The sequence below is a fragment of the Streptomyces sp. NRRL S-87 genome (genome assembly GCF_000719335.1).
GTDB lineage: Bacteria > Actinomycetota > Actinomycetes > Streptomycetales > Streptomycetaceae > Streptomyces.
The window spans coordinates 165696-190330 of the sequence record NZ_JOGB01000004.1 but is presented as its reverse complement, the minus strand read 5'-3'; the positions used below and the strand labels follow the sequence as shown (position 1 = coordinate 190330).

The 24635-nt window shown below is 74.0% G+C and carries 21 protein-coding genes and 1 pseudogene; 7 read left to right on the top strand and 15 right to left on the bottom strand.

The features are described from left to right. Positions 1-368 precede the first annotated feature (368 nt). Positions 369-1376, bottom strand: coding sequence for a stage II sporulation protein M (locus IF43_RS0104605; RefSeq protein ID WP_030194148.1), 1008 nt, complete (start codon positions 1374-1376; stop codon positions 369-371). Positions 1377-1529: 153 nt separating this feature from the next. On the opposite strand from IF43_RS0104605, the gene IF43_RS0104600 reads away from it, so the two are divergent. Then, complete coding sequence (locus tag IF43_RS0104600) at positions 1530-2516, top strand: RDD family protein (protein ID WP_199922673.1); 987 nt, start codon at positions 1530-1532, stop codon at positions 2514-2516. Between the two features lie 33 nt (positions 2517-2549). Here IF43_RS0104600 and IF43_RS0104595 read toward each other — a convergent pair whose 3' ends face one another. From IF43_RS0104595 to IF43_RS0104560, 8 genes are all read right to left on the bottom strand, one after another. Continuing rightward, positions 2550-3167 carry a hypothetical protein gene (locus tag IF43_RS0104595; protein ID WP_030194143.1) on the bottom strand — a complete coding sequence of 206 codons (618 nt, stop codon included), beginning with the start codon at positions 3165-3167 and terminating at the stop codon, positions 2550-2552. 231 nt (positions 3168-3398) lie between these two features. Further along, positions 3399-4835 carry an adenosylhomocysteinase gene (gene ahcY / locus IF43_RS0104590; RefSeq protein WP_030194140.1) on the bottom strand — a complete coding sequence of 479 codons (1437 nt, stop codon included), beginning with the start codon at positions 4833-4835 and terminating at the stop codon, positions 3399-3401. Between the two features lie 327 nt (positions 4836-5162). Continuing rightward, positions 5163-6101, bottom strand: a complete 939-nt coding sequence (locus IF43_RS0104585) for a cation diffusion facilitator family transporter (RefSeq protein ID WP_037887344.1) — start codon at positions 6099-6101, stop codon at positions 5163-5165. Between the two features lie 88 nt (positions 6102-6189). Beyond that, entirely contained in the window at positions 6190-7362 is a 1173-nt protein-coding gene (gene manA / locus IF43_RS0104580; RefSeq protein ID WP_030194134.1) for a mannose-6-phosphate isomerase, class I, read from the bottom strand. 213 nt (positions 7363-7575) lie between these two features. Beyond that, the gene (locus IF43_RS0104575; protein ID WP_030194131.1) at positions 7576-8712 is read right to left on the bottom strand and encodes an SIS domain-containing protein; all 1137 of its coding nucleotides are present in this window, start codon (positions 8710-8712) and stop codon (positions 7576-7578) included. A gap of 93 nt (positions 8713-8805) precedes the next feature. Further along, the gene (locus IF43_RS0104570; protein ID WP_030194128.1) at positions 8806-8994 is read right to left on the bottom strand and encodes a Trm112 family protein; all 189 of its coding nucleotides are present in this window, start codon (positions 8992-8994) and stop codon (positions 8806-8808) included. Between the two features lie 403 nt (positions 8995-9397). Then, positions 9398-10768, bottom strand: coding sequence for a phosphomannomutase/phosphoglucomutase (locus IF43_RS0104565; RefSeq protein WP_030194126.1), 1371 nt, complete (start codon positions 10766-10768; stop codon positions 9398-9400). A 163-nt stretch (positions 10769-10931) separates the two neighbouring features. Continuing rightward, positions 10932-11354 (bottom strand): DUF3499 domain-containing protein, encoded by a 423-nt coding sequence (locus IF43_RS0104560; RefSeq protein WP_078909908.1) that lies wholly within the window; start codon positions 11352-11354, stop codon positions 10932-10934. A gap of 387 nt (positions 11355-11741) precedes the next feature. On the opposite strand from IF43_RS0104560, the gene IF43_RS0104555 reads away from it, so the two are divergent. Then, positions 11742-12203 carry a metallopeptidase family protein gene (locus IF43_RS0104555; protein WP_199922672.1) on the top strand — a complete coding sequence of 154 codons (462 nt, stop codon included), beginning with the start codon at positions 11742-11744 and terminating at the stop codon, positions 12201-12203. A 205-nt stretch (positions 12204-12408) separates the two neighbouring features. Here the strand turns inward: IF43_RS0104555 and IF43_RS0104550 are convergent, their stop codons facing one another. From IF43_RS0104550 to IF43_RS0104540, 3 genes are all read right to left on the bottom strand, one after another. Then, the gene (locus IF43_RS0104550) at positions 12409-13881 is read right to left on the bottom strand and encodes a DUF5719 family protein (RefSeq protein ID WP_030194116.1); all 1473 of its coding nucleotides are present in this window, start codon (positions 13879-13881) and stop codon (positions 12409-12411) included. After that, positions 13878-17945: a glycosyltransferase family 2 protein gene (locus IF43_RS0104545; RefSeq protein WP_078909906.1), complete on the bottom strand. Its 4068-nt coding sequence runs from the start codon at positions 17943-17945 to the stop codon at positions 13878-13880. Before IF43_RS0104545 ends, IF43_RS0104550 begins: the two co-directional genes overlap by 4 nt. A 455-nt stretch (positions 17946-18400) precedes the next feature. After that, the gene (locus tag IF43_RS0104540) at positions 18401-18664 is read right to left on the bottom strand and encodes a WhiB family transcriptional regulator (RefSeq protein ID WP_030194109.1); all 264 of its coding nucleotides are present in this window, start codon (positions 18662-18664) and stop codon (positions 18401-18403) included. A gap of 661 nt (positions 18665-19325) precedes the next feature. Between IF43_RS0104540 and IF43_RS0104535 the strand changes: the two genes are divergently transcribed. From IF43_RS0104535 to IF43_RS0104525, 3 genes are read left to right on the top strand one after another with little or no spacing between them, the layout of a single operon-like run. Next, entirely contained in the window at positions 19326-19886 is a 561-nt protein-coding gene (locus IF43_RS0104535; RefSeq protein WP_078909905.1) for a cysteine dioxygenase family protein, read from the top strand. A gap of 13 nt (positions 19887-19899) precedes the next feature. Further along, complete coding sequence (cofD, locus tag IF43_RS0104530) at positions 19900-20853, top strand: 2-phospho-L-lactate transferase (RefSeq protein WP_030194101.1); 954 nt, start codon at positions 19900-19902, stop codon at positions 20851-20853. After that, complete coding sequence (locus tag IF43_RS0104525) at positions 20850-22166, top strand: coenzyme F420-0:L-glutamate ligase (protein WP_037887341.1); 1317 nt, start codon at positions 20850-20852, stop codon at positions 22164-22166. The genes cofD and IF43_RS0104525 overlap by 4 nt, the downstream gene beginning before the upstream one ends. Positions 22167-22298: 132 nt before the next feature. Here the strand turns inward: IF43_RS0104525 and IF43_RS0104520 are convergent, their stop codons facing one another. The 3 genes and pseudogenes from IF43_RS0104520 to IF43_RS42335 all read right to left on the bottom strand — a co-directional run. Continuing rightward, positions 22299-22592: a hypothetical protein gene (locus IF43_RS0104520; protein ID WP_030194096.1), complete on the bottom strand. Its 294-nt coding sequence runs from the start codon at positions 22590-22592 to the stop codon at positions 22299-22301. 60 nt (positions 22593-22652) lie between these two features. Then, positions 22653-23042 (bottom strand): hypothetical protein, encoded by a 390-nt coding sequence (locus tag IF43_RS42340; protein ID WP_030194093.1) that lies wholly within the window; start codon positions 23040-23042, stop codon positions 22653-22655. Continuing rightward, a pseudogene (locus IF43_RS42335) lies at positions 23043-23207 on the bottom strand (hypothetical protein); the annotation flags it as partial. Positions 23208-23335: 128 nt separating this feature from the next. On the opposite strand from IF43_RS42335, the gene IF43_RS0104510 reads away from it, so the two are divergent. Together IF43_RS0104510 and IF43_RS0104505 are read left to right on the top strand one after the other, a co-directional pair. Next, complete coding sequence (locus IF43_RS0104510) at positions 23336-23518, top strand: hypothetical protein (protein WP_158939152.1); 183 nt, start codon at positions 23336-23338, stop codon at positions 23516-23518. A gap of 149 nt (positions 23519-23667) precedes the next feature. Beyond that, a complete protein-coding gene (locus tag IF43_RS0104505; RefSeq protein WP_030194087.1) occupies positions 23668-24567 on the top strand; it encodes a VCBS repeat-containing protein in 900 nt (299 codons plus the stop codon). Positions 24568-24635: the final 68 nt, after the last annotated feature.

Sequence of the window (24635 nt, the reverse complement as noted above, 5' to 3'; positions counted from 1 at the left end):
CGTTTCCGGGCCCTCCGGGCGCTTCCTTCGTTTCCGACTCTATCAGATCTTTTCTCGACCCGATTTCCTCGGCGCTTTCCGGTTCCGGCCCGTTTCCCTTTCGGGGGGCTTTTCCCTTTCGGCGTTTCCGACTCTATCAGGATTCTCCACCGGATTTTTCCGGCTTCGGGATCCGACTAGGAGATCGGGTTGTGGCTCCGACTCGTGGAACGGAGGTTCCAACTCGGGAGCGAGAGTGATTCTAGAACGTTGCAGTCGGACCTGTCCAGTCCGAGACAACCGTTTGAATCTACCTCTCCCGGTCGACCGTGTCAACGGTGTTTCCGGGCCGACGAGGAGACTAGCAGCTCCAGGGGGCCCCTCGCACATCACGCTGCCGTGGGCAGGGACGCGCTCCGGTCGGCCTGCTCGACGTCGCCGGTCTCCCCCGCCCGCGCGGCTCGGCGCCCGACCACGAACACGTACGCCAGGAAGGCGCCCTCGGCGAGCACGCCGATGGCGATGCGGGCCCAGGTGGGCAGGCCCGAGGGGGTCACGAAGGCCTCGATCAGGCCCGAGACGAAGAGGACCGCGGCCAGCCCGATGGCCATGCCCAGCGCCGCGCGGCCCTCTTCCGCCAGGGCGGTCCTGCGGGTGCGCGGGCCGGGGTCGATGACGGTCCAGCCCAGTCGGAGGCCCGTGCCCGCGGCGACGAAGACCGCCGTCAGTTCCAGCAGGCCGTGCGGGAGGATCAGGCCGAGGAAGGTGTCGAGCCGGCCGGCCGAGGACATCAGGCCCAGGCCGACGCCGAGGTTCAGGACGTTCTGGAAGAGGATCCACAGCACGGGCAGGCCCAGGAACGCCCCCAGGACCAGGCACATCGCGGCGGCCTGCGCGTTGTTCGTCCACACCTGTGCGGCGAACGAGGCCGCGGGGTGGCTCGAGTAGTAGACCTCGTACCCGCCGCCCGGCTCCGTCAGCGCGCGCAGTTCCTCCGGGGCGGCGATCGCGGCCTGCACCTCAGGGTGCGCGGCGATCCACCAGCCGATGACCGCGCCGAGGAGCGTGCAGAGCAGTGCGGTCGGCACCCACCAGCGGCGGCTGCGGTAGACCGCGGCGGGGAAGCCCGCGGTGAAGAAGCGGGCCGCGTCGCGCCAGGAGGAGCGGCGGGCCCCGGTCACGGTCGCGCGGGCGCGGGCCACCAGCTGGGTGAGGCGGCCGGTGAGCATCGGGTCGGGGGCGCTGGACTGGAGGAGGGAGAGGTGGGTGGCGGTGCGCTGGTAGAGCGCGACCAGCTCGTCGGCCTCCTCGCCGGTGAGCCGGCGGCCGCGCCCTAGCAGCTGCTCCAGGCGGTGCCACTCGGCCTGGTGGGCGGTGACGAAGACGTCGAGGTCCATCCGGCTGCTGCTCCCCCGCGTGCGATGGCTTCCGATGGCTGCGGACGGCCCCGGGCCCGGCGGCGGTGCGCGGGTTCCGTGGGGCGTGTCCGTACGAACGTCAGCTTGGCAGACTGGGTGACCTGGCGGCACGGCATGGAGGGCGGGCGTTCGGTGAGCGATCTGGTGACGGGGGACGCGGTCGTCCTGGGGCTGCGGCCCGCACGGCTGCCGAGCCGGGGGCTGGCCATCGTGATCGACATGGTCGTGCAGTGGGTCGTGTTCCTGGTGGCGTCGGTGGTGCTCCTGGCGGCCACGTCGTCGTTGGACGAGGCGGCCCGTACGGCGGTGTCCATCGCGTTGTTCGTGCTGGTCCTGGTCGGGGTGCCGATCGCGGTGGAGACGCTGAGCCGCGGGCGCTCGCTGGGGAAGCTGGTCTGCGGCCTGCGGGTGGTGCGGGACGACGGCGGGCCGGTCCGGTTCCGGCACGCGCTGGTGCGCGGGGCGCTCGGGGTCTTCGAGTTGCTCATGACGTTCGGGACGGTGGCAATCATCGCGTCGTTGGTGTCGGCCCGGGGGCGGCGGCTCGGGGACGTGTTCGCGGGGACACTGGTCGTGCGCGAGCGGGTGCCGGGGGCGGCGCGGGCCGCGTACGTGCCCCCGCCCCCGCCGTGGCTGGTGGGGCGGTTCTCGGAGCTGGACCTGTCGGCCGTACCGGACGGGCTGTGGCTGGCGGTGCGGCAGTACCTGACGCGGATGCACCAGCTCGACCCGGCGGTCGGCGCGTCGATGGCGGCGCGGCTGGCGGACGACCTGGTGGCGTGCACGGGCACTCCGGCGCCGCCCGGAGTACCGGCTGCGGCATACCTGGCGGCGGTGGTGCACGAGCGGCAGCAGCGCGATGCGCGGCGGGCATTCGGGCCGGGTGCCGGGGGTCCGGCGGCGCAGGCTCCGGCCGGAGCCGGGTGGGCGCCCGGGCCGGGCGGTGGTCCGGGGCCAGGTGCGGGGCCCGGTGCATGGCCCGGGGCCGGCGGTGGTCCGGTGGCCGCGGGGATGCCGGTTGCGCCCGTCGGCGTGCCGGTGGTGCCCGCTGCGGTGCCGTCGGCCGCCGCGGGGGGCGGGGATGCGCCTCCGGCGACGGGGTTCGCGCCGCCGGCGTAGGCCGGTGCGGGTCGGCGTGGGCCGGTGTCCGGGCTAGGCGGGGAAGGTGGAGGGCGGGGTCTCCAGTTCCTCGAGTTCGATGCCGGGGGCGGACAGGACCACGTCGCCGGCGATGTGCACGGCGTGCTGCTCGCCCGTGTCCAGGGCGCTGACCTGGTACTCGTCCACCATCAGCGGTCCGCTGTCGGTGGGGTGCGCCTCGCTCTTCACCAGCGCCCACGCCTGGTCGACGGTGCGGGGTGCCAGGACGGGGTCGGTGAAGGCCACGAGCCGGACCCGGGTGGGGGGTGCGGCGGCGGTGAGGCGCAGCAGGCGGGCGGTGGCGACGTAGAAGGCCGGGGACGTGCCGGTGAAGGCGTGGGCGGGGACGTTGCCTTCGGTGGCCTCGGTGCCGGTGGGGTCGGTGCGGACCCAGGTGACGCCGTCGAGGGCGGCGCCGCGGACCTGCCAGTCGGCGGCGTGGAGTTCGAGGCGGATGGGGCGGCCGAGTTCGTCGACGGCCAGGTCGACCGAGCCCCTGTCCTCCCCGGTGGGGGTGGTGATCCGGGAGACGTAGCGCCAGCCGGAGGGGCCGGGGGCGCACTGGAAGTGCTCGTCGCCGAGGGGGGTGTGGTCGTGCGGGTCGTGGAGCGAGTAACGGCCGCGGGGCATGGGGTCGCCTGCTGTTCGTGAGGTGTGGTGCGTGCGTGCGCGTGCGCGTGTGTCCGGGTGCTGCGTGCCAGTGTGCCTGTGTTCGTCTCTGCCTGTGTGCGTCTGTGCCCGTGTGCGTACGGGTCCGTGGTCCGGCGGGGCGGGGCCGGGTACGGGGCAGGCCCCCGGCACTGGGTGCGGGGGCCTGCCTGGTGCACTGTGCTGCGCCGGTCCGGTGGGACCGGGCCGGGATCAGTAGCGGTAGTGGTCCGGCTTGTACGGGCCCTCGACCTTGACGCCGATGTAGTCCGCCTGCTCCTGGCGCAGGGTCGTCAGCTTGACGCCCAGGGCGGCGAGGTGGAGGCGGGCGACCTTCTCGTCGAGGTGCTTGGGGAGCACGTAGACGTCGGTCGGGTACTCGTTCGGCTTGGTGAAGAGCTCGATCTGGGCCAGGGTCTGGTCCGCGAAGGAGTTCGACATGACGAACGACGGGTGGCCGGTGGCGTTGCCGAGGTTGAGCAGGCGGCCCTCGGACAGGACGATCAGGACCTTGCCGTCGGCGAACGTCCAGGTGTGGACCTGCGGCTTGACCTCGTCCTTGACGATGCCCTCGATCTTCGCCAGGCCGGCCATGTCGATCTCGTTGTCGAAGTGGCCGATGTTGCCGACGATCGCCTGGTGCTTCATCTTGGCCATGTCCGCGGCCATGATGATGTCCTTGTTGCCGGTGGTGGTGATGAAGATGTCGGCCGTCTCGACGACCTCGTCCAGGGTGGTGACCTGGAAGCCGTCCATCGCCGCCTGCAGGGCGCAGATGGGGTCGATCTCGGTGACGATGACGCGGGCGCCCTGGCCGCGCAGCGACTCCGCGCAGCCCTTGCCGACGTCGCCGTAACCGCACACGACGGCGGTCTTGCCGCCGATCAGGACGTCGGTGGCGCGGTTGATGCCGTCGATGAGGGAGTGGCGGCAGCCGTACTTGTTGTCGAACTTCGACTTCGTCACGGCGTCGTTCACGTTGATCGCCGGGAACAGCAGCGTGCCCTCGGCCATCATCTCGTACAGGCGGTGGACGCCGGTGGTGGTCTCCTCGGTCACGCCGCGGATGTCGGACGCGAGCTGCGTCCACTTCTGCGGGCTCTCCGCGAGGGTGCGGTTGAGGAGGGTGAGGATGTGGCCGTACTCCTCGGAGTCCGCGGTGGCCGGGTCCGGGGCCTGGCCGGCCTTCTCGAACTCGACGCCCTTGTGGACGAGGAGGGTGGCGTCACCGCCGTCGTCGAGGATCATGTTCGGGCCGCCGGTGGGCGTGCCCGGCCAGGTCAGCGCCTGCTCGGTGCACCACCAGTACTCCTCCAGCGTCTCGCCCTTCCAGGCGAAGACCGGGACGCCCTGCGGGTTCTCCGGGGTGCCGTTCGGGCCGACGGCGATGGCCGCGGCGGCGTGGTCCTGGGTGGAGAAGATGTTGCAGGAGGCCCAGCGGACCTCGGCGCCGAGCGCCACGAGCGTCTCGATCAGCACGGCGGTCTGCACGGTCATGTGCAGCGAGCCGGTGATGCGGGCGCCGGCCAGCGGCTGGGCGGCGGCGTACTCCTTGCGGATCGACATGAGGCCGGGCATCTCGTGCTCGGCCAGCGTGATCTCCTTGCGGCCGAAGGCGGCGAGGGAGAGGTCTGCGACCTTGAAGTCCATGCGTGCTGCTCCTCTGGGATGGTCGAGAGGGTGGGTACGGCTGAGCCGTGCACCTCTGGGGCGCACCAGCGCAGTCCGTCGGAGGCCCTCTCTCCCCTCGGCCGGCCACGCAGGACCGCCCGACCGCCATCAGCAGCGACGTCTGACACCGTTCCCGAATCTACACCGATCGGCCCAGTGCGCCCCAGCCGACGGCGGGACAAGTCGTGGCGGGTTTCGGGCCGTGCGGCGTGGCCGGTTCGGATCGGAGCCCCCCGCCGCGCCGCGTGCACGGGCGGGGGGTTGCGGGAATCGGGCGGGGGGCTCGCCGTACGGCGGGCCCCGCCGTCAGGCCTGGGCGGCGGGGGTGGAGGGGGTGGCGCGGAGGATGTCCGGCTCCAGGTAGATGACGCGGGCGATCGGGACGGCCTCGCGGATGCGCGCCTCGGCGGCGTCGATGGCGCGGGCCACCTCGGCGGCGGTGTCGTCGTGCTGCACCGCGATCTTCGCGGCGACGAGCAGTTCCTCGGGGCCGAGGTGCAGGGTGCGCATGTGGATGACGCCGGTGACGGTGCGGCCGTCGACGACGGCCGCCTCGATCTTGGCGACCTCCTCGGTGCCCGCGGCCTCACCGAGGAGCAGCGACTTGGTCTCGGCGGCCAGCACGATGGCGATGACGATCAGCAGCGCGCCGATGCAGACGGTCCCGATGCCGTCCCAGACGCCGTCGCCGGTCAGGAGCGACAGGCCGACGCCGCCGAGGGCGAGGACGAGGCCGACGAGGGCGCCGAAGTCCTCCAGGAGGACCACGGGGAGCTCGGGGGCCTTGGCGCGGCGGATGAAGTCCTTCCAGGACAGCGCGCCGCGCAGCTCGTTGGACTCGGCGATGGCGGTCCGGAAGGAGAAGCCCTCCGCGACGATCGCGAAGACGAGTACGCCGACGGGCCAGTACCAGGCCTCGATCTCGTGCGGCTCCTTGATCTTCTCGTAGCCCTCGTAGATCGCGAACATGCCGCCGACGGTGAAGAGGACGATGGAGACGAGGAAGGCGTAGATGTAGCGCTCGCGCCCGTACCCGAAGGGGTGCTGGGGGGTGGCCTCGCGCTGGGCCTTCTTCCCGCCGAGGAGCAGCAGCCCCTGGTTCCCGGAGTCGGCCAGTGAGTGGACGCCCTCCGCCAGCATCGACGACGATCCGCTGAAGGCGAAGGCGACGAATTTGGAGGCAGCGATGGCGAGGTTGGCGGCGAGGGCCGCCACGATCGCCTTGGTTCCGCCTGACGCGCTCATGGGTGCAGGGTGTCCCTTCTCGGGCCGGGGCCTGGAGAGCCGGTTGATTCGGCCGCACATTGTTGCAGCCACCGGGCGGGACGCTGCGTCAGACCACCACGGTGGCCCGGAAAATCGTGCCGCTATCGGACAATTCGACCTTCTCCCCGGCGGGAACGAACACGGACTGCCCCGGCGTGAGGGTCTCTTGGCGGCCGCCCGGAGCGCGGACCACGGGGGCGCCGGCGGTGCAGAGCAGGATCTGCGGGGTCGTGTCGGGGAGTTGCGCGGGGGCCGCGCCGGGCGCGAGGAGGAAGCGGGAGAGCCGGAACTCGTCGATGGGGGTCTCGTACACCTCCTCGATGCCGCCCTCGGGCCTCAGGAGGGCGGGCTCGCCGGGCTCGAACGAGGTGATCCGCAGCAGTTCGGGCACGTCGACGTGCTTGGGGGTGAGCCCGCAGCGCAGCACGTTGTCCGAGTTGGCCATCAACTCGACGCCGAGGCCGTCGAGGTAGGCGTGCGGGATGCCGGCGCCGAGGAACATGGCCTCGCCGGGCTGGAGCCGTACGGGGTTGAGCAGCATGGCGGCGATGACGCCGGGGTCGCCGGGGTAGTGGTGCGCGAGGCCGGCGAAGGTCCCGTACGGTCCGCCCAGTCGCTCGGCGGCGGCGCCGGCCTCGGCGACCGTACGGGCCGTCTCGGCGCGGTCGGCGCTCAGCACGGCGGTGAGGACCTCGCGCAGGGCCGCGTCGGCGGGGTGGGCGTGCAGCAGGTCGACGTACGGCTTGAGGGAGTCGACCTCGAGGCCGGCGAGGAGGTCGGCCGCCTCGACGGGGTCGCGGAAGCCGCACAGGCCGGTGAACGGGGTGAGGGCGCAGACCAGTTCGGGCTTGTGGTTGGCGTCCTTGTAGTTGCGGTGCGGGGCGTCGATCGGGACGCCCCGGCGCTCCTCGTCGGCGAAGCCCTCGCGGGCCTGGGCGAGGTCGGGGTGGACCTGGAGGGAGAGCGGGGCGCCGGCAGCCAGGATCTTGAACAGGAAGGGCAGTGCGGGACCGAACTTCGCGACCGCGGCCGCGCCCAGTTCGCGCTCGGGGTCGGCGGCGATGACCTCGCCGAGGGCCTTCTCGCCGGTGCCGCGGTCGACGCGGGAGGGGGCGCCGGGGTGGGCGCCCATCCACAGCTCGGCCTGCGGCTCGCCCGTGGGTGCGGTGCCGAGGAGTTCCGGGATGGCGGTGGTGGAACCCCAGGCGTAGGGGCGGACGGTGTTCGAGAGGCGGTCCATCGGTCGTCTTCCTGTGGGAGGCGGGCCGGGACGGGCCTGGCGGACCTGCCCGCCGTGTGCGGGGCCGGGGGTCCTCCGGTCAGGCCGGTCCCGTGGTCGTGAACGTCCGCGGGGGTCGTGCACGTCCGTGACGGGTACGGGATACCGGGTCCGGGTGACGGGACGCCTGGTCCGGGTGACGGCGGCCCGTACGGCCGTGGAACGTACGCCTCCTCACGGGCGCCCCCCTGAGGCCAGCGCCAGGTAGGCGGTGGCGAAGTCCGTGACGGCGAGGAGTTCGGCGAGCGATTCGAGGTCGCTGCCCTCCTCGGGTTCGAGCTCGCTGACGGCCGTGTCGTGGCTGAGGGCGAGTTCGCGCGCGGCCGGGGCGGCGGTCAGTCCGCCGGCCGGCCGGTCGCGCAGCAGGACGACGCGGGCGTGCAGGGCCTGGCGCTCCTCCACGCGGTCGCGGAAGAAGTCGTCGGGGTCGGCGCCGCCGGCGAAGGCACCGGCCAGCAGGACCCCGTGGGCGGGCAGGGCCATGGGCAGTTCGGCGACGAGTGCGGGGCGGCCGGCGAGTTCGGCGAGCACGGCGGCGAAGCGGCGGCCGGCGGGGCCCGCGCCGGCGCCCTCGGTCCAGATGAGCGGGAGGGAGTCGGCGAGTTCCGAGGCCAGGGTCTTGGCCGGGTTCGAGTACGTCGCGATGGCGGGCCCGCAGCGCTCGGCGGTGCGGTCGAGGCGGTCGGCGACGAGCTGGAGGTTCTCCGGGGAGGCGGAGATCAGGCCGACCTTGTCGAGGAGCACGAGCAGCGGGGTGAGCAGGGCCCACAGCGCGCCGGGGCCGGCGGAGGTCGCGCTGTCGTCGTACTCCTGGTGCGGGGCGGTGGCCATGGGAACGACGAGCCCGTGGGCGGCACCGACGGACTCGCTGAGCGGGCTGCGCTGGGGGGCGACGGCGACGACCGTGCAGCCGCGCCGGTACGCCTGCTCGGCGAGAACGGCCAGGCCGGGCTCGGAGCCGTCGGTGGTGGCGATGAGCAGCAGGTCGACCGAGCCGGCCCAGCCGGGCAGGGCCCAGCGCAGGGCGCCGGAGGCCGGGGCGACGCCGGTCGGGTGCAGGCGCGTGACGGGGGCGCTCGCGCCGGCGAGGGCCGAGAGCAGGTCCGACACGCCGGTGGGGGCGGTGCCGGGGCCCGCGATCAGGACCGCGCGGGGTCGGCCGTCGGGGCGCAGGTCGGCGAGGCCGGCCTCGGCCGCGTGCCGGGCCGCGGTACGGACCCGGGCGCCGGCCTCCGCGGCGCCGCGGAGCAGCCCGCGGCGGTCCGCCCGGCCGAGGGCCTCGGGTTCGTCCAGCAGCGACTCGTCCAGCATGGGGCCTCCGAATTTCACCGGTCCTGGTCGTGCGGGGGTGCCTCGGCTACCGCGGGCCCGTGGGTCGGGCGCCCCGGCGCCCCGGGGCGCGGCTCAGGCGGGGCGGCGCGCCTCGTCCACGAGGAGGACGGGGATGCCGTCGCGTACGGGGTAGGCCAGGCCGCAGTCGTCCTTGCCGGTGCAGATCAGCTCGGGGGCCGACTCGTCCGCCGACCTGTCCTCGAGGGAGGCGTGGCAGGCGGGGCAGGCGAGGATCTCCAGAAGGCCGGCTTCGAGCGGCATGGGGCGTCCCTTCAACAAGCGGTTTGGGCCAGGTCAGCGTACCGCCGTCTGCGGTGCGGTGCGGCTTGGCGGGGCCTGCGGGGGCCGTTCTCGGACCCCTTGCGCGGGTCCGGCGCGGCCGGGGCGGTTCGGGGCGGCGCGTGGTGGGCTCGTGGCGCCGTGCCGCTGGGGGCGGGCGGTCGCCCTGCGGCGCCGTTCCCTCCCCCTGCACCGTTTCCGTCCTCGGGCGCCGGCCGGGTGGGACGCCGGGGCCCGCCCGGCCCCGGACCCGGACCCGGCCCGGACCCGGCCCGGACCCGGCGCCGCGCGCCGGGTCCCCGGGGCTCCGTCCCCGGACCCCGGGACTCGAACGCCGGCGGGCTGGGGGATCGGGTCTCGAACGGCGGCTGCGCCGGCGTCCGGGTCAGGCGCGGACCAGGGCGAGGACCTCGTCGCGGACGGTGGTGAGGGTGGCGGCGTCGCGGGCCTCGACGTTGAGGCGCAGGAGCGGCTCGGTGTTGGAGGGCCGGAGGTTGAACCACCAGTCGGCGGTGGAGACCGTCAGGCCGTCGAGCTCGTCCAGCGTGGCGCCCGGCCGGTCCGCGAAGGCGGCGCGGACGGCGGCGGTGCGGGCGGCCTGGTCGGCGACGGTGGAGTTGATCTCGCCGGAGCCGACGTAGCGGTCGTAGGACGAGACGAGCTCCGAGAGGGGCCCGTCCTGGCCGCCCAGGGCCGCGAGGACGTGGAGCGCGGCCAGCATGCCGGTGTCCGCGTTCCAGAAGTCCTTGAAGTAGTAGTGCGCCGAGTGCTCGCCGCCGAAGATCGCCCCGCTCTTCGCCATCTCCTCCTTGATGAAGGAGTGCCCGACGCGGGTGCGGACGGGGGTGCCGCCGTGCTCGCGGACGACCTCCGGCACCGACCACGAGGTGATCAGGTTGTGGATGACCGTGCCCGAGCCGCCGTGCCGCTCCAGCTCGCGGGCCGCGACCAGGGCGGTGATCGCGGACGGGGAGACGCCCTCGCCGCGCTCGTCGACGACGAAGCAGCGGTCGGCGTCGCCGTCGAAGGCGATGCCGAGGTCGGCGCCCTCGGCGCGGACCCGCTCCTGGAGGTCGACGACGTTCTTCGGGTCGAGGGGGTTGGCCTCGTGGTTGGGGAAGGTGCCGTCCAGCTCGAAGTACATCGGGACGACGTCGAGCGGCAGCCCGGCGAAGACCGTGGGGACCGTGTGGCCGCCCATGCCGTTGCCGGCGTCGACGACGACCTTGAGCGGCCGGATGGCCGAGAGGTCCACGAGGGACTTCAGGTGGGCGGCGTAGTCCTCCAGGGTGTCGCGCCGCGTGACGGTGCCGGTCCGCTCCGCCGGGACGGGCGCGGGGGCGCCGTCCTCGAGCCAGCCCTCGACCAGGGTGCGGATCTCCGCGAGGCCGGTGTCCTGGCCGACGGGTGCGGCCCCGGCCCGGCACATCTTGATGCCGTTGTACTGGGCGGGGTTGTGCGAGGCGGTGAACATCGCGCCGGGCAGGCCGAGGTGGCCGGAGGCGAAGTACAGCTGGTCGGTGGAGCACAGGCCGATCTCGGTCACGTCGGCCCCGCGGGCGGCGGCACCGCGCCCGAAGGCGGCGGCCAGGCCGGGCGACGAGGGCCGCATGTCGTGGCCGATCACGATGGCCGTGGCCTGGGTGACCTGCACGAAAGCGGCGCCGAACAGCTCCGCCAGCGTTTCGTCCCACTGGTCCGGGACGACCCCGCGTACGTCGTACGCCTTGATGATCTGCGACAGATCGGCTGCCACGGCCTGCCCTCCTGAGGTCGGTGCGGTGGTCGCACCAACCTACCCGGCGGGGCGGCCCGACGGGCCCATGGGGCGCCGGCGGGCCCGGCGGGTGGCGGCCGGTTGGCGGGAAAGGGAGGGCGGCGGGGCGGCGGACGACCGCTGCCGGGTGCGCCGCGGCGGCTCAGGAGTCCGGCGAGCGCAGGACGCGCAGGTGGCCGCGGCGGGTCTCGCCCACCGGGCCGCCGCTCTTGCCGCCGCCGGCCTCGGCGGCGCGGTCGTGCGGGCGGGCCGCCTCACGGACGGCGTTGGCGAGTGCTTCGAGGTCGTCGCCGGTGGGCCGGGACGGTTTCGAGCCGTCGCTCAGGCGTACGACGTCCCAGCCGCGGGGTGCGGTCAGGCGCTCCGAGTGCTCGGCGCACAGGTCGTAGCAGTGGGGCTCGGCGTAGGTGGCGAGCGGGCCGAGAACTGCGGTCGAGTCGGCGTAGACGTACGTCAGTGTTGCGACGGCAGGGCGGCCGCACGCGGTGCGCGAACAGCGACGTACAGGGCTCACGAGGTTGGACGGTACCGCACTCTTGACCGGGCCGCGACGACTCTGCCCCAGCTCACTCCCCCGTGTCGTGGCGCGATCTCGGCCCCCGCGCGCCCGGCGGCGACCGGTCTGACCTGCGCGGGACGGTCGGGGGGCGGGGGGCGCACGGCCGGATCTCGGTCACGAGTCGGTACGAACCATGACAGTCAGCGCGAGATCGCCGCTCAGCGGAGGATCCGGAACCGCACCCAAGCTTGGCCGGAATGTTCAATGTGCGACATGCCGGGCGGTTGCGGGGCGAAGCGCCCGCCAACGGCCCGCGGCCCGCCGCGGAGCCGGTCGGCGCCCCCGACGGGGCCGCTGCCTGGCGAGATGCCGTCGCCGGCCGGGTACGACGCGCCCGCCGACGCTGCCGGGACCGGCCCGCGCGGGTCCCCTGAGGGCTACCCTGCGTGGGTGATGGACAGTCCCGTACCGCCTCCCCAGAGTGAGCGCCCCTACGAGCCGCGGCCACGCCGGCGCGACCGGCACGGCCGTGGGATGCGGGGGCCCGTCGCGCCGCCGCAGGTACCGCTGTCGGCGAGCCGTGCGGAGCTCTTCGGCGACCTCGTGCAGGACTCCGTGGAACGGCTGGAGCGGCGCTGGCCGCAGTTGGCCGAGGTGGAGTTCGTCGTGGCCGAGGTGCCGCGGCCGGGCGGGGCCGAGACCGGCTGGAGCGACGAGGCGGTGCCGCTGGGCGGGGTGGTACCGGCGCGCGACGGCGATCCGGCGCGGATCGTGGTCTACCGGCGGCCGGTGGAGATCCGGACGAAGTCGCGCGACGAGCGGGCCCTGCTGGTGCACGAGATCGTCGTGGAGCAGGTCGCGGAACTGCTGGGGCTGTCCCCGGAGTCGGTCGATCCCCGGTACGGGCAGGAGTAGCGGCCGGAAGGAGCACGGCGCCCGAGTGGCGCCGCCGCCACGGCCCGGCGCTGACCCGGCCTCCGCCCGACCCGGCAGGCCAACCGCATCCTTGGCGTGCCTGGCCGGCCCCGACGCGGGCCCCCACCGCCGCAGCCGCGTAAGGGCGGGGCGTCGGCCGCACCGAATCAGCGAATCAGCAGCTCACCGACTCAAGCTCACCGACTCAACGACTCAGCACCGACAGGTCCTGCTCCGCCTCCGGTACCGCGACCGTGCCGCGGTCGTCGGGCAGCGTCTGGATGGTGAACATCGGGATCCCGTCGTCCGGGAGGGCCAGCATGCGTGCGACGTGCACCGGGCCGCCCGACTCCGTCTCGACGGTCAGCGCGTACGAGCCCTTGAGCCCGGCCGGCACCGGCGGCTGGACGGCCAGGGTCGTGCCCGCCTTCACCGTGTACGTCTTCGACGTCGACGCCCCCGCCTGCGTGCCGACCGAGGCGGTGACCTTGACGGTCGCGTCGGCGGCCGGGGCGGTCACGGACAGGGTGGTGCCGGTGGCCCGGTTGTCGGCCGCGGTGGCCCGCGCGCCCAGCGCCCCGGTGGCCGGGACGAAGGCCAGCTCCTGCTTCGCCCCGCTGCCCCGGGTCACCCGCAGGGCGGCCACGACCGGTGCGGTGTGCGCGGGGTCGGCGGGGGAGAGCAGCAGCGAGCCGGCGTCGCCGCGGGTGAGGTTCTTGAGGTCGATCGCCGCCGTCATCCGGGACTTCACGTGCAGCGACTCGGCGCCGGCCGGGGTGATCGAGCCGTTCGGGCCGGCCAGCCGCAGCTTCAGGTCGGCGTCGTCGTCGCCGGTGGCGAAGGCGACCAGGCGGACGTCGGTGGCGTCGGCCGGGATGCCGGGGAGGACCAGGGAACCCGCCGCGTCGGCGGAAGCGGGCAGCCAGTCGGCGCCCACGTTCTCCTCCTGGACCTGCACCGCGGCACCGACCCGGCCGGTGCGGGTGGTGACGTGCACGGTCAGGTCGGCCAGCGGCGCGGTCGTCAGCGTCGACAGCAGCACGGGCACGGAGGACTTGGCCGGCACCGGGATGCCCTCGCCCGCGCCCGAGTCGGACTTGAGGACGCCGTCGGGGCCGTAGAGCTCGATGTCGACGACGGCGGCGGTGTCGTCGGGGTTGGTGACGTGCAGGTAGTCCTGCCGCGTCTTGGCGGTGCTCGCGCCCGGGAACCAGAAGTCGGTGTCGGGGGCGGTGCAGCTCACGCCCAGCACTCCGCGGGCCGAGCCCGCCGCGACGACGGTGGTCTGCTGGGCGGCCCAGCCGGGGGCGAGGCGGCCGTCCGCGGCACCGGCGAGGGCCGGGGCCTCGGCACCGTTGGCGGTGGCCGAGACCGGCTTGCCCGGCTCCTTGAGGGTCAGCCGGGCGGTGGGCTTCTTGTCGGCGGTCACCAACTGCGCGGTGCCCGTGGCGGTGGCCGCGCCGTCGGCGCCCTTCGGGGTGACGGAGGTGTACGTCGTCTCGGCGAGGTCGGAGCCGCTGGGCGCGGGGCACAGCAGCGCGGACCGCTCGACCGGCAGCCGGGTCGCGGCCCGGCCGGAGTCGGCGGCCGGTGCGGCGGGCGCGGTGAACGCGGCGATCCCGGTGAGGGCCGCCAGCCCGGCGGCCGCGGCGGCGAGGGTCAGGGGTGCGCGGTTCACTGCTGGTTGCTCCCGTCGGAACGCCGGTCGTCGTGGCCGAAGCCCTGGGCGCGGCCCTGGGCGTGGGGGTCGTACGGGTGGGCGGCGTCGCCGTAGCCGTACGGGGCGTCGGGGCTGCCGTCGGGGTCGCTGCCGTCGGGGTACGCGGCCTCGCCGTAGCCGGCGTCCGCCTGCGGGCCGGAGCCGTCGTGGTACGGGGCGCCGGCGTAGCCGCCGTCCTCGTACGGGCCGTCCCCGTACCCGGCGCCGGCGTACCCGCCGGCACCCGCGCCCTCCCCGTACCCGGCTTCGGCGTACCCGGCTTCGGCGTACCCGCCAGCGTCCGTGCCGCCGTGCGCCGCGCCGGGGTGTCCGGTGCCGGGGTGGGCCCCGTCGCCGTACGCGGTCCCGGTCGCGGGGTCCGCGTAGCCGCCGTCCGCGTAGCCGCCGTCCGCGTAGCCGGCCCCGGGGAAGCCGCCCTGCGGGTGGCCGGCGCCCTGGGCCCCGTAGCCGTAGCCGGTGGTCTCGGGGGCTTCCGCGTACGCCGGGGCGGGGGCGTCCCACTCGCCGTACGCCGGCTGCGCGGGTACGCCCGCGAAGCGGTCCGTCCGCGCGTCGCCGGTCCCGGCGGCGTACGGGTCGTCGGGGTCGTGCGCGTCGGCGGCGTACGAGCTGTCGGAGCCGTGCGTGTCGGCGGCGTACGGATCGTCGGAGCCGTGCGCGTCGGCCGCGTACGGATCGTCGGAGCCCTGCGGGTCGGCCGCGTACGGGTCCGCCTGCTGTCCGTAGGCCTCGGCGGGCGCGGCGGCGGCCTCGGCCTCGGCGCGCAGCCGGCGGGCCCGCCGGCCGGTGCCCTCGGCACCCTGCGGCGCTGCGGGGGCCTCCTCCTCCGGGAGGTCGTCGTCGAGTTCGCGGCGGCGGCCCGGCAGGGCCATCACGAGCAGGACCACGGCCAGGGTGCCCTGCGTCCAGTGCCAGGCGCGGTTGGCGAAGGAGCCCGCGTAGGTGAGGTCGAGGCGGCCGCCCTCGGCGGGGAGTTCGAAGGCCTGGGCCCAGCCGTCGACGGTCTTCTTCGTCAGCTCGTGGCCGTCGAGGGTGGCCCGCCAGCCGGGCGCGGCGGTGTCGGCGATGCGCAGGACGCGGCCGGCGGGCCCGGCGGGGACCTCGGTGTGGGCCTCGACGGCGCCGGAGGCGACCGGGATCGGGTCGTCGCCGGGCTTGCCGGAGAGGATCACGGCCCGGGCGACCTGGCGGTCGACCCGCCACAGCGCGCTGCCGTCGAGCTGGCTGAGGCGGCTCAGGCCCGGGGTGGCGTCGAGGACGCGGCCCATCTGCTGGGGTGCGCCGTCGCGGACGAGGACGTAGCGGATCGCGAAGGAGCCGAGCTGGTCGGTCTGGTCGGCACCGGAGCCGGCGACGAGGTTGGAGACGACCTTGTCGAGGCGGGGATCGCTGCCGTTCGCGGCGGCGATCTCGGCGTCGCCGAGGTGGCCGCCGGAACCGCGGACGAGGGTGTAGGCGACCTTGGCGGGCGAGTCCCCGTCGAGGACGAGGGTGCGGGCCTGGTCGCGGGTGCGGCTCTCCTCGGCGACGAAGGCGGGCACCTGGACCGGGTCGCGGCGCTCCAGCGGTCCGGCCGCGCCGCCGAGCATCCAGCCGGCGGCGGCGACCAGCGGGCCGCCGGCCGCGGCGAGGGCGATCAGACCGGCGAGGGGCTGGCGCCAGCCGAAGTTCTGGGCGGCGACGCGCACGCGGGCGCCGTCCGCGCCGACGGCGGCGGCGGCCAGGAGCGCGATGCCGTAGAGGAGGGTCGCGGGGCCGGCCCAGCCGGTGCGGTTGAGCAGGACGGCGCAGGCCAGTCCGGCGAGGGCGACGGCCCAGGCGGTGCGGATCGCGAACCGGCGGTCGTCGCGCAGCAGGGCGGCGAGGGCGGCGAGCACGATGCCGATGAGCAGGAGGCCGCCGACGGTCTTGGGGCCGCCGGGGCTGATGCCGAGCAGGTCGAGGGCGGTCGCGGCGCCGGGGTCGGCGGGCAGTCCGGCCTCCCGCAGCAGGGCGGCGGGGTGCGTGAACAGCGTCAGCGACCAGGGGGCGAGCACCAGCAGCGGAGTGGCCAGGTTGGCCAGCAGCCGCAGGGCGTAGGCGGTCGCCTGGGCGCGGTTGACGACGAGGGCGGCGACGGCGAGGACGGCGGCCAGCGGCCAGACGACCGGGGTGAAGGCGGTCGCGAGGGTGAGCAGGAGGGTGTACGTCCACAGGGCCCGCCAGCTTCCCCTGGCCCCCTCTTCCCGGTCGGTCAGGCCGTACGCGGCCACGGCGGCGCGGGCGAGGAGCGGCAGGAGCACGGCCAGGACGGCGGTGCCGAGGCGGCCGCCGGCCAGCGCGCCGGTGACGGCGGGCAGGAAGGCGTACGCGATCGCGGCCCAGGCGCGCAGCAGGCGGGACTCGACCAGCGGCCGGGAGGCGAAGTAGGCGGTCAGGCCGGCCAGCGGGACGGAGCAGACGAGCAGGAGCGTGAGTGCGAGCTGCGGGTTGCCGAGGAGGAGGCCGGAGAGGGTGGCGAGGACCGCGAGGTAGGGGGGTGCGGTGGTGGTGTCGCCGGTGCCGACCGGGTGCCAGTCGGCGAGGTAGCCGCCGCCGAGCCCGGAAGCGCCGTCGGGGGCGGGCAGCAGGGCGCCGCCCATGAGGGAGCCGCCGCCGAGGAGGCCGCGGCAGGCGACGAGGGAGGCGAGCAGGAGGACCGCGAACAGCACGGGAGCGGGCTTGCGGGCGATGCGCTTGAGGCGGGCGAACTGCTCGATCTCGAGGAAGTCGGCGTCGTCGCCGCCGGGCCCGGACTCGACGGCGCCGTGCCGGCCGGCGCCGGGGGCGTCGGAGTCGCGGCCGGCGCCGAGGTAGCCGGCGAGCTGTTCGACGGTGGCGCGGACGGTGGCGCCGGGCGGCGGGAACAGCGGGCGGAGTTCGGCGGCGGGGACGGCGGAGCGGCCGCGCCGGCGCCGGGCGGAGAGGATCCGCCCGGGGCGCAGGAGGGTGCGGAAGAGGCCGCCGACCTCGTCGACGGCCTGGCCGGGCGCCTTGCCCACGAGGTAGGCGAGGGTGCGCAGGAGGGTGCCGAGGACGAGCCGGAGGAGGACGTACGGCAGGGCGGCGGTGCGCGCGTTGACGAGCATCGTGTAGACGGCGCCGGACTTGTCCACGCGGTGCGGGCTCGCGACGGAGCGGCCGGCGCAGTCGATGGGGCGGCGTTCGCGGGCGGAGGCCTCGGCGTGCCGCAGGACGGCGTCGGGGGCGACGAGGACGCGGTGGCCGGCGGTGTGGGCGCGCCAGCACAGGTCGACGTCGTCGCGCATGAGGGGCAGGCGGCGGTCGAACCCGCCGAGCTGCTCGTAGACGTCGCGGCGGACGAGCATGCCGGCGGTGGAGACGGAGAGCACGGGGCGGATCTGGTCGTGCTGGCCCTGGTCCTGCTCGCGGCGGTCGAGGCCGGTCCAGCGGCGGCCGCTGTGGGCGATGGTGACGCCGGCTTCGAGCAGCTGCTTGCGGTCGTACCAGCCGCGCAGCTTGGGGCCGATGACGGCGGCGTCGGGGTTCTCGTCGGCGACGCGCAGGAGGTGGGCCAGGGCGTCGGGGGCGGGAGCGCAGTCGTCGTGGAGCAGCCACAGCCACTGGACGGGCTCGCCGTGGGGGAGGTCGGGGAGGTCGTACGCGTCGTCGTTCCAGGTGCGGCTGACGGGGTCCCAGCCGCTGGGGCGCTTGAGGTACGGGAGGTCCTCGGGGGTGAGGACGGGGGCCGTACGGGCGCACTCGTCGACGGCGGCGCCGAAGCCGGTGCGGCGGGCGAGGTGGAGGACGCGCCCGTCGCCGAAGGCCTCCGTCAGCAGGCGGGCGGAGTCGTCGGCACTGCCGGTGTCGGCGGCGACGTAGCCCTGTGCGGGGCGTTCCTGGCCGAGGAGGCCGGCGAGGGCCTGGGGCAGCCAGCGGGATCCGTCGTGCGCGACGAGGACCGCGGTGACGACATGCCGGGGGAACTCGGGTGCGGCGGCCGCCGTAGAAGAGGAGGCCGCCTGGTGGCTGTGCACGGACATCGGGGTACGAGCCCTCCGGGCTGGGGACTCCCCCGGCGGCGGGGCCGGGGGGAGGGTCCGGGGCGCCTGTGCCCCGGAGGCTGCTGGACAGCGCCCCACACTAACGGCTGCGCAGACGGCGGTCCGCCTCCTGCGGGGAAGGTGCAGGAGGCGGACCGCTGGTCGATGTGGCCGCCACCGGTGGGGTGTTGCGGCGTTTGTATGGATTTGGGAGAGGGCTTCGGTCAGGGGCCGACCGGTCGGGTCGGCGGTGGCCGGGTCGGGCTCGGGCTCGGGCTCGGGCTCGGGGCCGGGGTCAGGCACGGGCTCGGGGTCAGGCTCGGGCGACTCGGGGTCGGGACGGCGCTCGGGCTCGATCTCGGGCGGTTCTGCGGGTCTCGCGCACCGGCCGGTCCTCGTTCCGCCGGGTCCCGCGGGTCAGGCGGGGAGGGCGGCGGCCGGTCGACGTCGGGGCGTCAGATGGCGGCCTTCTTCAGGCGGCGGCGCTCGCGTTCGGACAGGCCACCCCAGATGCCGAAGCGCTCGTCGTTCGCGAGGGCGTATTCGAGGCACTCGGAGCGGACCTCGCAGGCGAGGCAGACCTTCTTGGCCTCGCGGGTCGAACCGCCCTTCTCGGGGAAGAAGGACTCGGGATCGGTCTGGGCGCACAGCGCGCGCTCCTGCCATCCGAGTTCCTCGTCCGCCTCCTCGACCAGCAGTTCCTGAAACAGCTCGGTCATGTGCGCCCCTCGTCTGTCTTTTGCGTCCCCGTGTGCTGCCGTGGCCGAAAACCGGCCGAACGACACGAGTGAAATTACAAGTGTGTGGCTCCGAAGCAGTCAAGCCGAGATCTGCTAATGGGCCCCTTATTCACTCTGCGGAACCAAACGTATGCAGAAAGTGCCCATACCGCGAAAAATCGTGACACATGACACGCGCCTCGCCCGGCACCGCAGCTTCACCCATAACGGACGCGTAACGGGTCGTTCGGGTTGCACCGCCACCTCCCCGGTCACCCCATGCACAAACCTTTCTCCGGACGCATTAACCGGATGAGGTGAACCTTTTCCCCCAAACCGGACATTGGGTTGACAGTCGCGCCTTAAACCCGCTCTCCTTGTCCTCATGTCAGCGAACGCAGCCCTCCTCGAGAACCCCCTCCGCGGGTCCCTCGGCGCTGCCCAGGTTCGCTGTTGCTGTTGCTGCTGTTGATGCCCTAGAGCGTCCGGCTCCCCTCCCCCTGGATCCCGCGTCGGATCCGTCGGCTCCCGTCGAGCTCCCCTGCTCCGCGTAGCCGCCCGCACCGTCCGACCGCACGCGCGGTCACCCCCCTCGACCTCCGGTCACCCCTCGACCGCCGGTCACCCCGACAGCCCCGCCCCCTGCCGAGGACTTCCGCACATGAAGAGCGACAGCGACCTCCAGATCGCCGGCGACATCCTCGCCGTCCAGCACCTGCTCCAGCCCGCGAAGGCGCACCCGGACACGGTCGCCGAGTTCGTCGGCATGGCCCGCGACATCGCCGCCGACCGCGCACGCTGGGCGCACCTCGTCGAGTACGACGCCACCTCCCGCTGGTACCACCGCCTGGACACCGGCCCGGGCTACGAGGTGTGGCTGCTGAGCTGGGTGCCCGGACAGGGCAGCGGCCGCCACGACCACGGCCCCTCCTCCGGCGTACTGACGGTGCTGGAGGGCCGGTTGAGCGAGCACACCGCGCAGGGCCCGCGCACCCTCGGCGCCGGCAGCCAGCGCGTCTTCGCCCCCGGGTACGCCCACGAGGTCGTCAACGACTCCCTCGAACCGGCCGTCAGCCTGCACGTCTACTTCCCCGGCCTGACCGAGATGCCGATGCACGACGCGCCCGGCACCCCGGCTGCCGAGACCGCGTACGGCACCGGCGCGACTGTGGCGCTCGCCGCACAGTGCTCCCCGGTCGGGCGGAACAAGGTCATCGCCTGACAGACTGCGGGGCATGCGCATTGTTGTCTTGGCAGGCGGTATCGGCGGGGCCCGCTTCCTCCGCGGACTGAAGTCGGCCGCACCCGACGCGGACATCACGGTCATCGGCAACACCGGTGACGACATTCACCTGTTCGGCCTCAAGGTGTGCCCCGACCTCGACACGGTCATGTACACCCTCGGCGGCGGCATCAACGAGGACCAGGGCTGGGGCCGCGCCGACGAGTCCTTCACCGTCAAGGAGGAGCTCGCCGCGTACGGCGTCGGCCCCACCTGGTTCGGGCTCGGCGACCGCGACTTCGCCACCCACATCGTCCGGACGCAGATGCTCGGTGCCGGCTACCCGCTCAGCGCCGTCACCGAGGCGCTGTGCGACCGCTGGAAGCCGGGCGTGCGCCTGCTGCCCATGTCCGACGACCGCATCGAGACGCACGTCGCCGTCGAGGAGGGCGGCGAGCGGCGCGTCGTGCACTTCCAGGAGTACTGGGTGCGGATGCGCGCCTCGACGGACGCCCTGGCCGTGGTACCGGTGGGCGCCGACCAGGCCAAGCCGGCGCCGGGGGTGCTGGAGGCCCTCGCGGCGGCCGACGTCATCCTCTTCCCGCCGTCCAACCCCGTCGTGTCCGTGGGCACCATCCTGTCCGTACCGGGCATCCGCGAGGCCGTGGCCGCCGCGTCGGCCCCCGTCGTCGGCCTGTCCCCCATCGTGGGCGGCGCGCCCGTGCGGGGCATGGCCGACAAGGTGCTGGCCGCGGTGGGGGTCGAGTCGACGGCGGCGGCGGTGGCCCTGCACTACGGGACCGGGCTGCTCGACGGCTGGCTCGTCGACACCACCGACGCGGCCGCGGTGGCCGAGGTCGAGGCGGCCGGGATCCGCTGCCGGGCCGTGCCGCTGATGATGACCGACCTCGAGGCGACCGCGCTGATGGCCCGCGAGGCGCTCGCGCTGGCCGAGGAGACGCGGTGACGGCGTACGGGAGCCAGGGCGCGGTCGTGCCCTCCCTCCGGGTGTGGGCCGTGCCGGGGATAGGCGAGGTGCGGCCCGGCGACGACCTCGCGAAGGTCATCGCGGCGGCGGCACCGGACCTGCTCGACGGCGACATCCTGCTCGTCACGTCGAAGATCGTCTCCAAGGCGGAGGGCCGCGTCGTCACCGCCGAGTCGCGCGAGGCGGCCATCGACGCCGAGACGGTGCGCGTGGTCGCCCGGCGCGGCCCGCTGCGCATCGTCGAGAACCGGCAGGGCCTGGTCATGGCCGCGGCCGGGGTCGACGCCTCCAACACCGAACCCGGCACCGTCCTCCTCCTCCCCGAGGACCCCGACGGCTCGGCCGCGGCCATCCGGGACGGTCTCGCCGACCTGCTCGGCGTACGCGTCGGTGTCATCGTCACCGACACCTTCGGGCGGCCCTGGCGGGCCGGCCTGACGGACGTGGCCATCGGCGCGGCCGGGGTGCGCGTCCTGGACGACCTGCGCGGCGGCACGGACGCCTACGGCAACCCGCTGAGCGCCACCGTGGTCGCCACCGCCGACGAACTCGCCGCCGCCGGCGACCTGGTGAAGGGCAAGGCCGGCGGCCTCCCGGTGGCCGTCGTCCGCGGACTCGGCCACGCGCTCGGCGAAGGCGCGGCGCGCGAGCTGGTGCGCTCCGCCGCCGACGACATGTTCCGGCTGGGCACGTCCGAGGCGATACGCGAGGCCGTGACGCAGCGCCGTACGGTACGCGCCTTCACCGACGAGCCGGTCGACCCGGGCTCGGTCCGGCGGGCGGTGGCCGCGGCCGTGACCGCGCCGGCGCCCCACCACACCACCCCGTGGCGCTTCGTGCTGCTCGAATCGCCGGCGGCGCGCACGGAGTTGCTCGACGCGATGCGCGAGGCGTGGATCGCGGACCTGCGGCGGGACGGCAAGTCGGAGGAGTCGATCGCGAAGCGGGTGCGGCGCGGCGACGTGCTGCGGAACGCCCCGTACCTCGCGGTGCCGTGCATGGTGACGGACGGCTCGCACCACTACGGGCACGCCCGGCGCGACGCGGCCGAGCGGGAGATGTTCGTGGTGGCCACGGGCGCGGGAGTGCAGAACTTCCTGGTCGCGCTGGCCGCGGAGCGGCTGGGCTCGGCGTGGGTCTCCTCGACGATGTTCTGCCGCGACGTGGTCCGGCGCGTCCTGGACCTGCCGGCGGACTGGGAGCCCATGGGCGCGGTCGCGATCGGCCACCCCGCCGAACCCCCGCGCCCCCGCCCGGCCCGCGCCGCGGAGGCGTTCATCGAGGTGCGCTGACCCGGACCCCCGTCTCGGCCCCGTCGCGCGCTGCGCGGCGGGGCCAGCGCGCGCTCAGCAGCCGGACCGGCGTCGGCGCCAAGTCGCCGGTCCTGGCGCCATTGTTCGCCGAAGTCATGATGGCGTGGAGCGTCAATCCCCGGAGACCCAGAGATAGCCCCTGCGCCTCACCACTCCCTCCACCACCGCCTTGAACTCCGCTGCATCGCCCCGCATTTGCGGGTGTGTCTCAAGCAGAAGGTCGAGCTCGCGCGTCACCCGCATCAGCTGAGGTGAGTTGAACATCGTGTCCCCATGGCGGTGGACGCCGTAGAGGAGGGAATCCACTTCGACGTGCGGCAGGATCTCCTCAAGGCAGCGTCCGGCCTGTTTCCCCGCGAACGCCCTCTGATGGTTCTGATCTTCGGTGTACACGGCGAGTCCCATGGAACGTCCCATCTCACCTACGGGACCGGCTCACAGTTGTTGAGACGGTCCCGTAGCCACTTACCTTGCCACTGCCGGTTTCGGAATCGGATGCATCGTAATCACGCCGCCCCACCTGTCCTGGACAACTCGGTACCAGGTCGTGGGCAGCCCACCGGCCTCATCCGACAGACGGCCGATCACGCGCTCGGCGTTCATGTCCCGCTCAAAGTTCCCGTTTCCGTTCGGACCGTGGCACGCGCAGCGATTCGCGCTCTCGACCAGGTCGTCCAGATCCACATCGGCGTTGAAAACACTCTTATCCGATGTGACCAGATCGCCTCCAGGCATGTGCTTCCTCTGCACATACAGCTCCGACGCGTCGTCGAGCATCGCGTCGACGCAGTTCGTGTTGTGGACAAGGACCGGCGTCTTCCCCGCCAGCACGTAGTACGTGTGGAATTTGGCCACCGCGAAGTTGTGGACCGTGGCGATGGCGGTGCGGCGCTTGACCGCGGCGATCTGGACGCGAGTGCCCGAGGCGGTGCGGAGCCACTGGCCGGCGATCAGGTCGGTGGCCTCGATCCACTCCCCGAGCTCCGGGACCCAGAACGGGTGGCCGTCGGTGGCCGTGATCGTGCGGGTCTGGTCGCCGGACGGGCCGTCGGTGTCGATCGTGAGCGTGACCAGGTGCTTCAGGCCCGATCCCGTTGTCTTCGAGGTCCTCGACCTTCTTGGCCACCTTGTAGGTGACCTTCAGGCCCTTGGCCAACTTCGCGAAGGGCAGGTCCATGGCGGCCGAGGCGCAGTCGGCGGCGCCGCTGCCGCTGAAGCAGCCCTTCCACGCGTCCACGTCGGGGGCGACGACCCCGACGATGATCGCGGTGACCATCTTGTCGAAGCCGGACTGCTCGTACGAGACCAGGCCCATGCCCTCGGCGGTCTGACAGAAGCCGCTGCCCTGGTCCTGCGGGTTGTAGCACTTGCCCTGGGCCCACTGCGCGAGCCGGTCGTCCGCGGACGCCCCCTAGCAGCCGTCACGCCGCGCGACGATGCCGACTCCCCCGGGGACTTCACCGGGGACGACCGGCCGGACATGTTCGTGGTCGACGGCAACGGCAAGCTCCGCATGTACCCGGGCGAGTCCCAGCTCAGCGACTTGACGAAGGGCACGGGTGACGTGGCTTCCGCCATGTCCGGCGCCTACCGCGCCAACCCGCTCAAGGACCCGAACGGCGACGACCTCCCCATGTGGACGGGCGCACCCTCCGGATACTGGAATGGCGCCCTCATCGCCCACCAGGGCGACGTCTACGGCGGCGACGGGCTCCAGGACCTCGTCGCGCGGGTCGGTGACAAGCTGTGGGTCTACCCCGGCGACGGCTACGGCGCCGTCAACATCGACAAGCGGCAGCAGGTCCTGCTGCCGTCGAACGCCCCCGACCCGGCCGGCTACCGGCAGCTCGTCGCCGCCGGAGACGCCACCGGCGACGGCAAGCCGGACTTCTTCGTGACCACCGGTACCGAGTTCTGGGCGCTGATCGGCTACAACGGCGCGACCGTCGAGAAGGCCGTACGACTCGCGGCGACCACGTGGGGCGACCGTGACCTCGTCCAGGTCGCCGAGATCAACGGCGACGGCGTGCCCGACATGATCTACCGGAACGACACCGCCGGGAAGCTGTACCTGCGGCTGGGCAAGCCGGACTCCGGCGGGGGCGTGGACCTCGATTCGCTCGCGGCCGCGGCGAACTCGGCCTCCCCCGGTGGTGCGGACATCACGTACGGCGCGTCTGGCTGGCAGCGCAGCAACATCCGGCTGTTCCTGGGAACTCCGGACGTCGACGGCGACGGGATCCCGGACATCTGGACCCTGCGCGTGGACGGCACGGTGCGGTTCTACCGGGGTGACCGGAACTCCATGCCGGGCGCCGGCAGCCTGATCATCGGCAACAGCAACGGCACCGGCTGGAAGAACAAGCAGGCCATCGGCTGAGCCCGGCAGGGCGACAGGGACGGGCCCCGACCGGACGGACCGGCGGGGCCCGTCTCGTGTTCCCGGTC

Bases quoted from the DNA above. Each gene is read 5' to 3' on its own strand.
- IF43_RS0104505 (WP_030194087.1), top strand. From the start codon at position 23,668: ATGTTCGTGGTCGACGGCAACGGCAAGCTCCGCATGTACCCGGGCGAG.
- IF43_RS0104585 (WP_037887344.1), bottom strand. From the start codon at position 6,101: ATGAGCGCGTCAGGCGGAACCAAGGCGATCGTGGCGGCCCTCGCCGCC.
- IF43_RS0104605 (WP_030194148.1), bottom strand. From the start codon at position 1,376: ATGGACCTCGACGTCTTCGTCACCGCCCACCAGGCCGAGTGGCACCGC.
- IF43_RS0104545 (WP_078909906.1), bottom strand. From the start codon at position 17,945: ATGTCCGTGCACAGCCACCAGGCGGCCTCCTCTTCTACGGCGGCCGCC.
- IF43_RS0104570 (WP_030194128.1), bottom strand. From the start codon at position 8,994: ATGCCGCTCGAAGCCGGCCTTCTGGAGATCCTCGCCTGCCCCGCCTGC.
- IF43_RS0104555 (WP_199922672.1), top strand. From the start codon at position 11,742: ATGGACAGTCCCGTACCGCCTCCCCAGAGTGAGCGCCCCTACGAGCCG.
- IF43_RS0104595 (WP_030194143.1), bottom strand. From the start codon at position 3,167: ATGCCCCGCGGCCGTTACTCGCTCCACGACCCGCACGACCACACCCCC.
- manA (WP_030194134.1), bottom strand. From the start codon at position 7,362: ATGGACCGCCTCTCGAACACCGTCCGCCCCTACGCCTGGGGTTCCACC.
- cofD (WP_030194101.1), top strand. From the start codon at position 19,900: ATGCGCATTGTTGTCTTGGCAGGCGGTATCGGCGGGGCCCGCTTCCTC.
- IF43_RS0104535 (WP_078909905.1), top strand. From the start codon at position 19,326: ATGAAGAGCGACAGCGACCTCCAGATCGCCGGCGACATCCTCGCCGTC.
- IF43_RS0104540 (WP_030194109.1), bottom strand. From the start codon at position 18,664: ATGACCGAGCTGTTTCAGGAACTGCTGGTCGAGGAGGCGGACGAGGAA.
- ahcY (WP_030194140.1), bottom strand. From the start codon at position 4,835: ATGGACTTCAAGGTCGCAGACCTCTCCCTCGCCGCCTTCGGCCGCAAG.
- IF43_RS0104520 (WP_030194096.1), bottom strand. From the start codon at position 22,592: ATGGGACTCGCCGTGTACACCGAAGATCAGAACCATCAGAGGGCGTTC.
- IF43_RS0104575 (WP_030194131.1), bottom strand. From the start codon at position 8,712: ATGCTGGACGAGTCGCTGCTGGACGAACCCGAGGCCCTCGGCCGGGCG.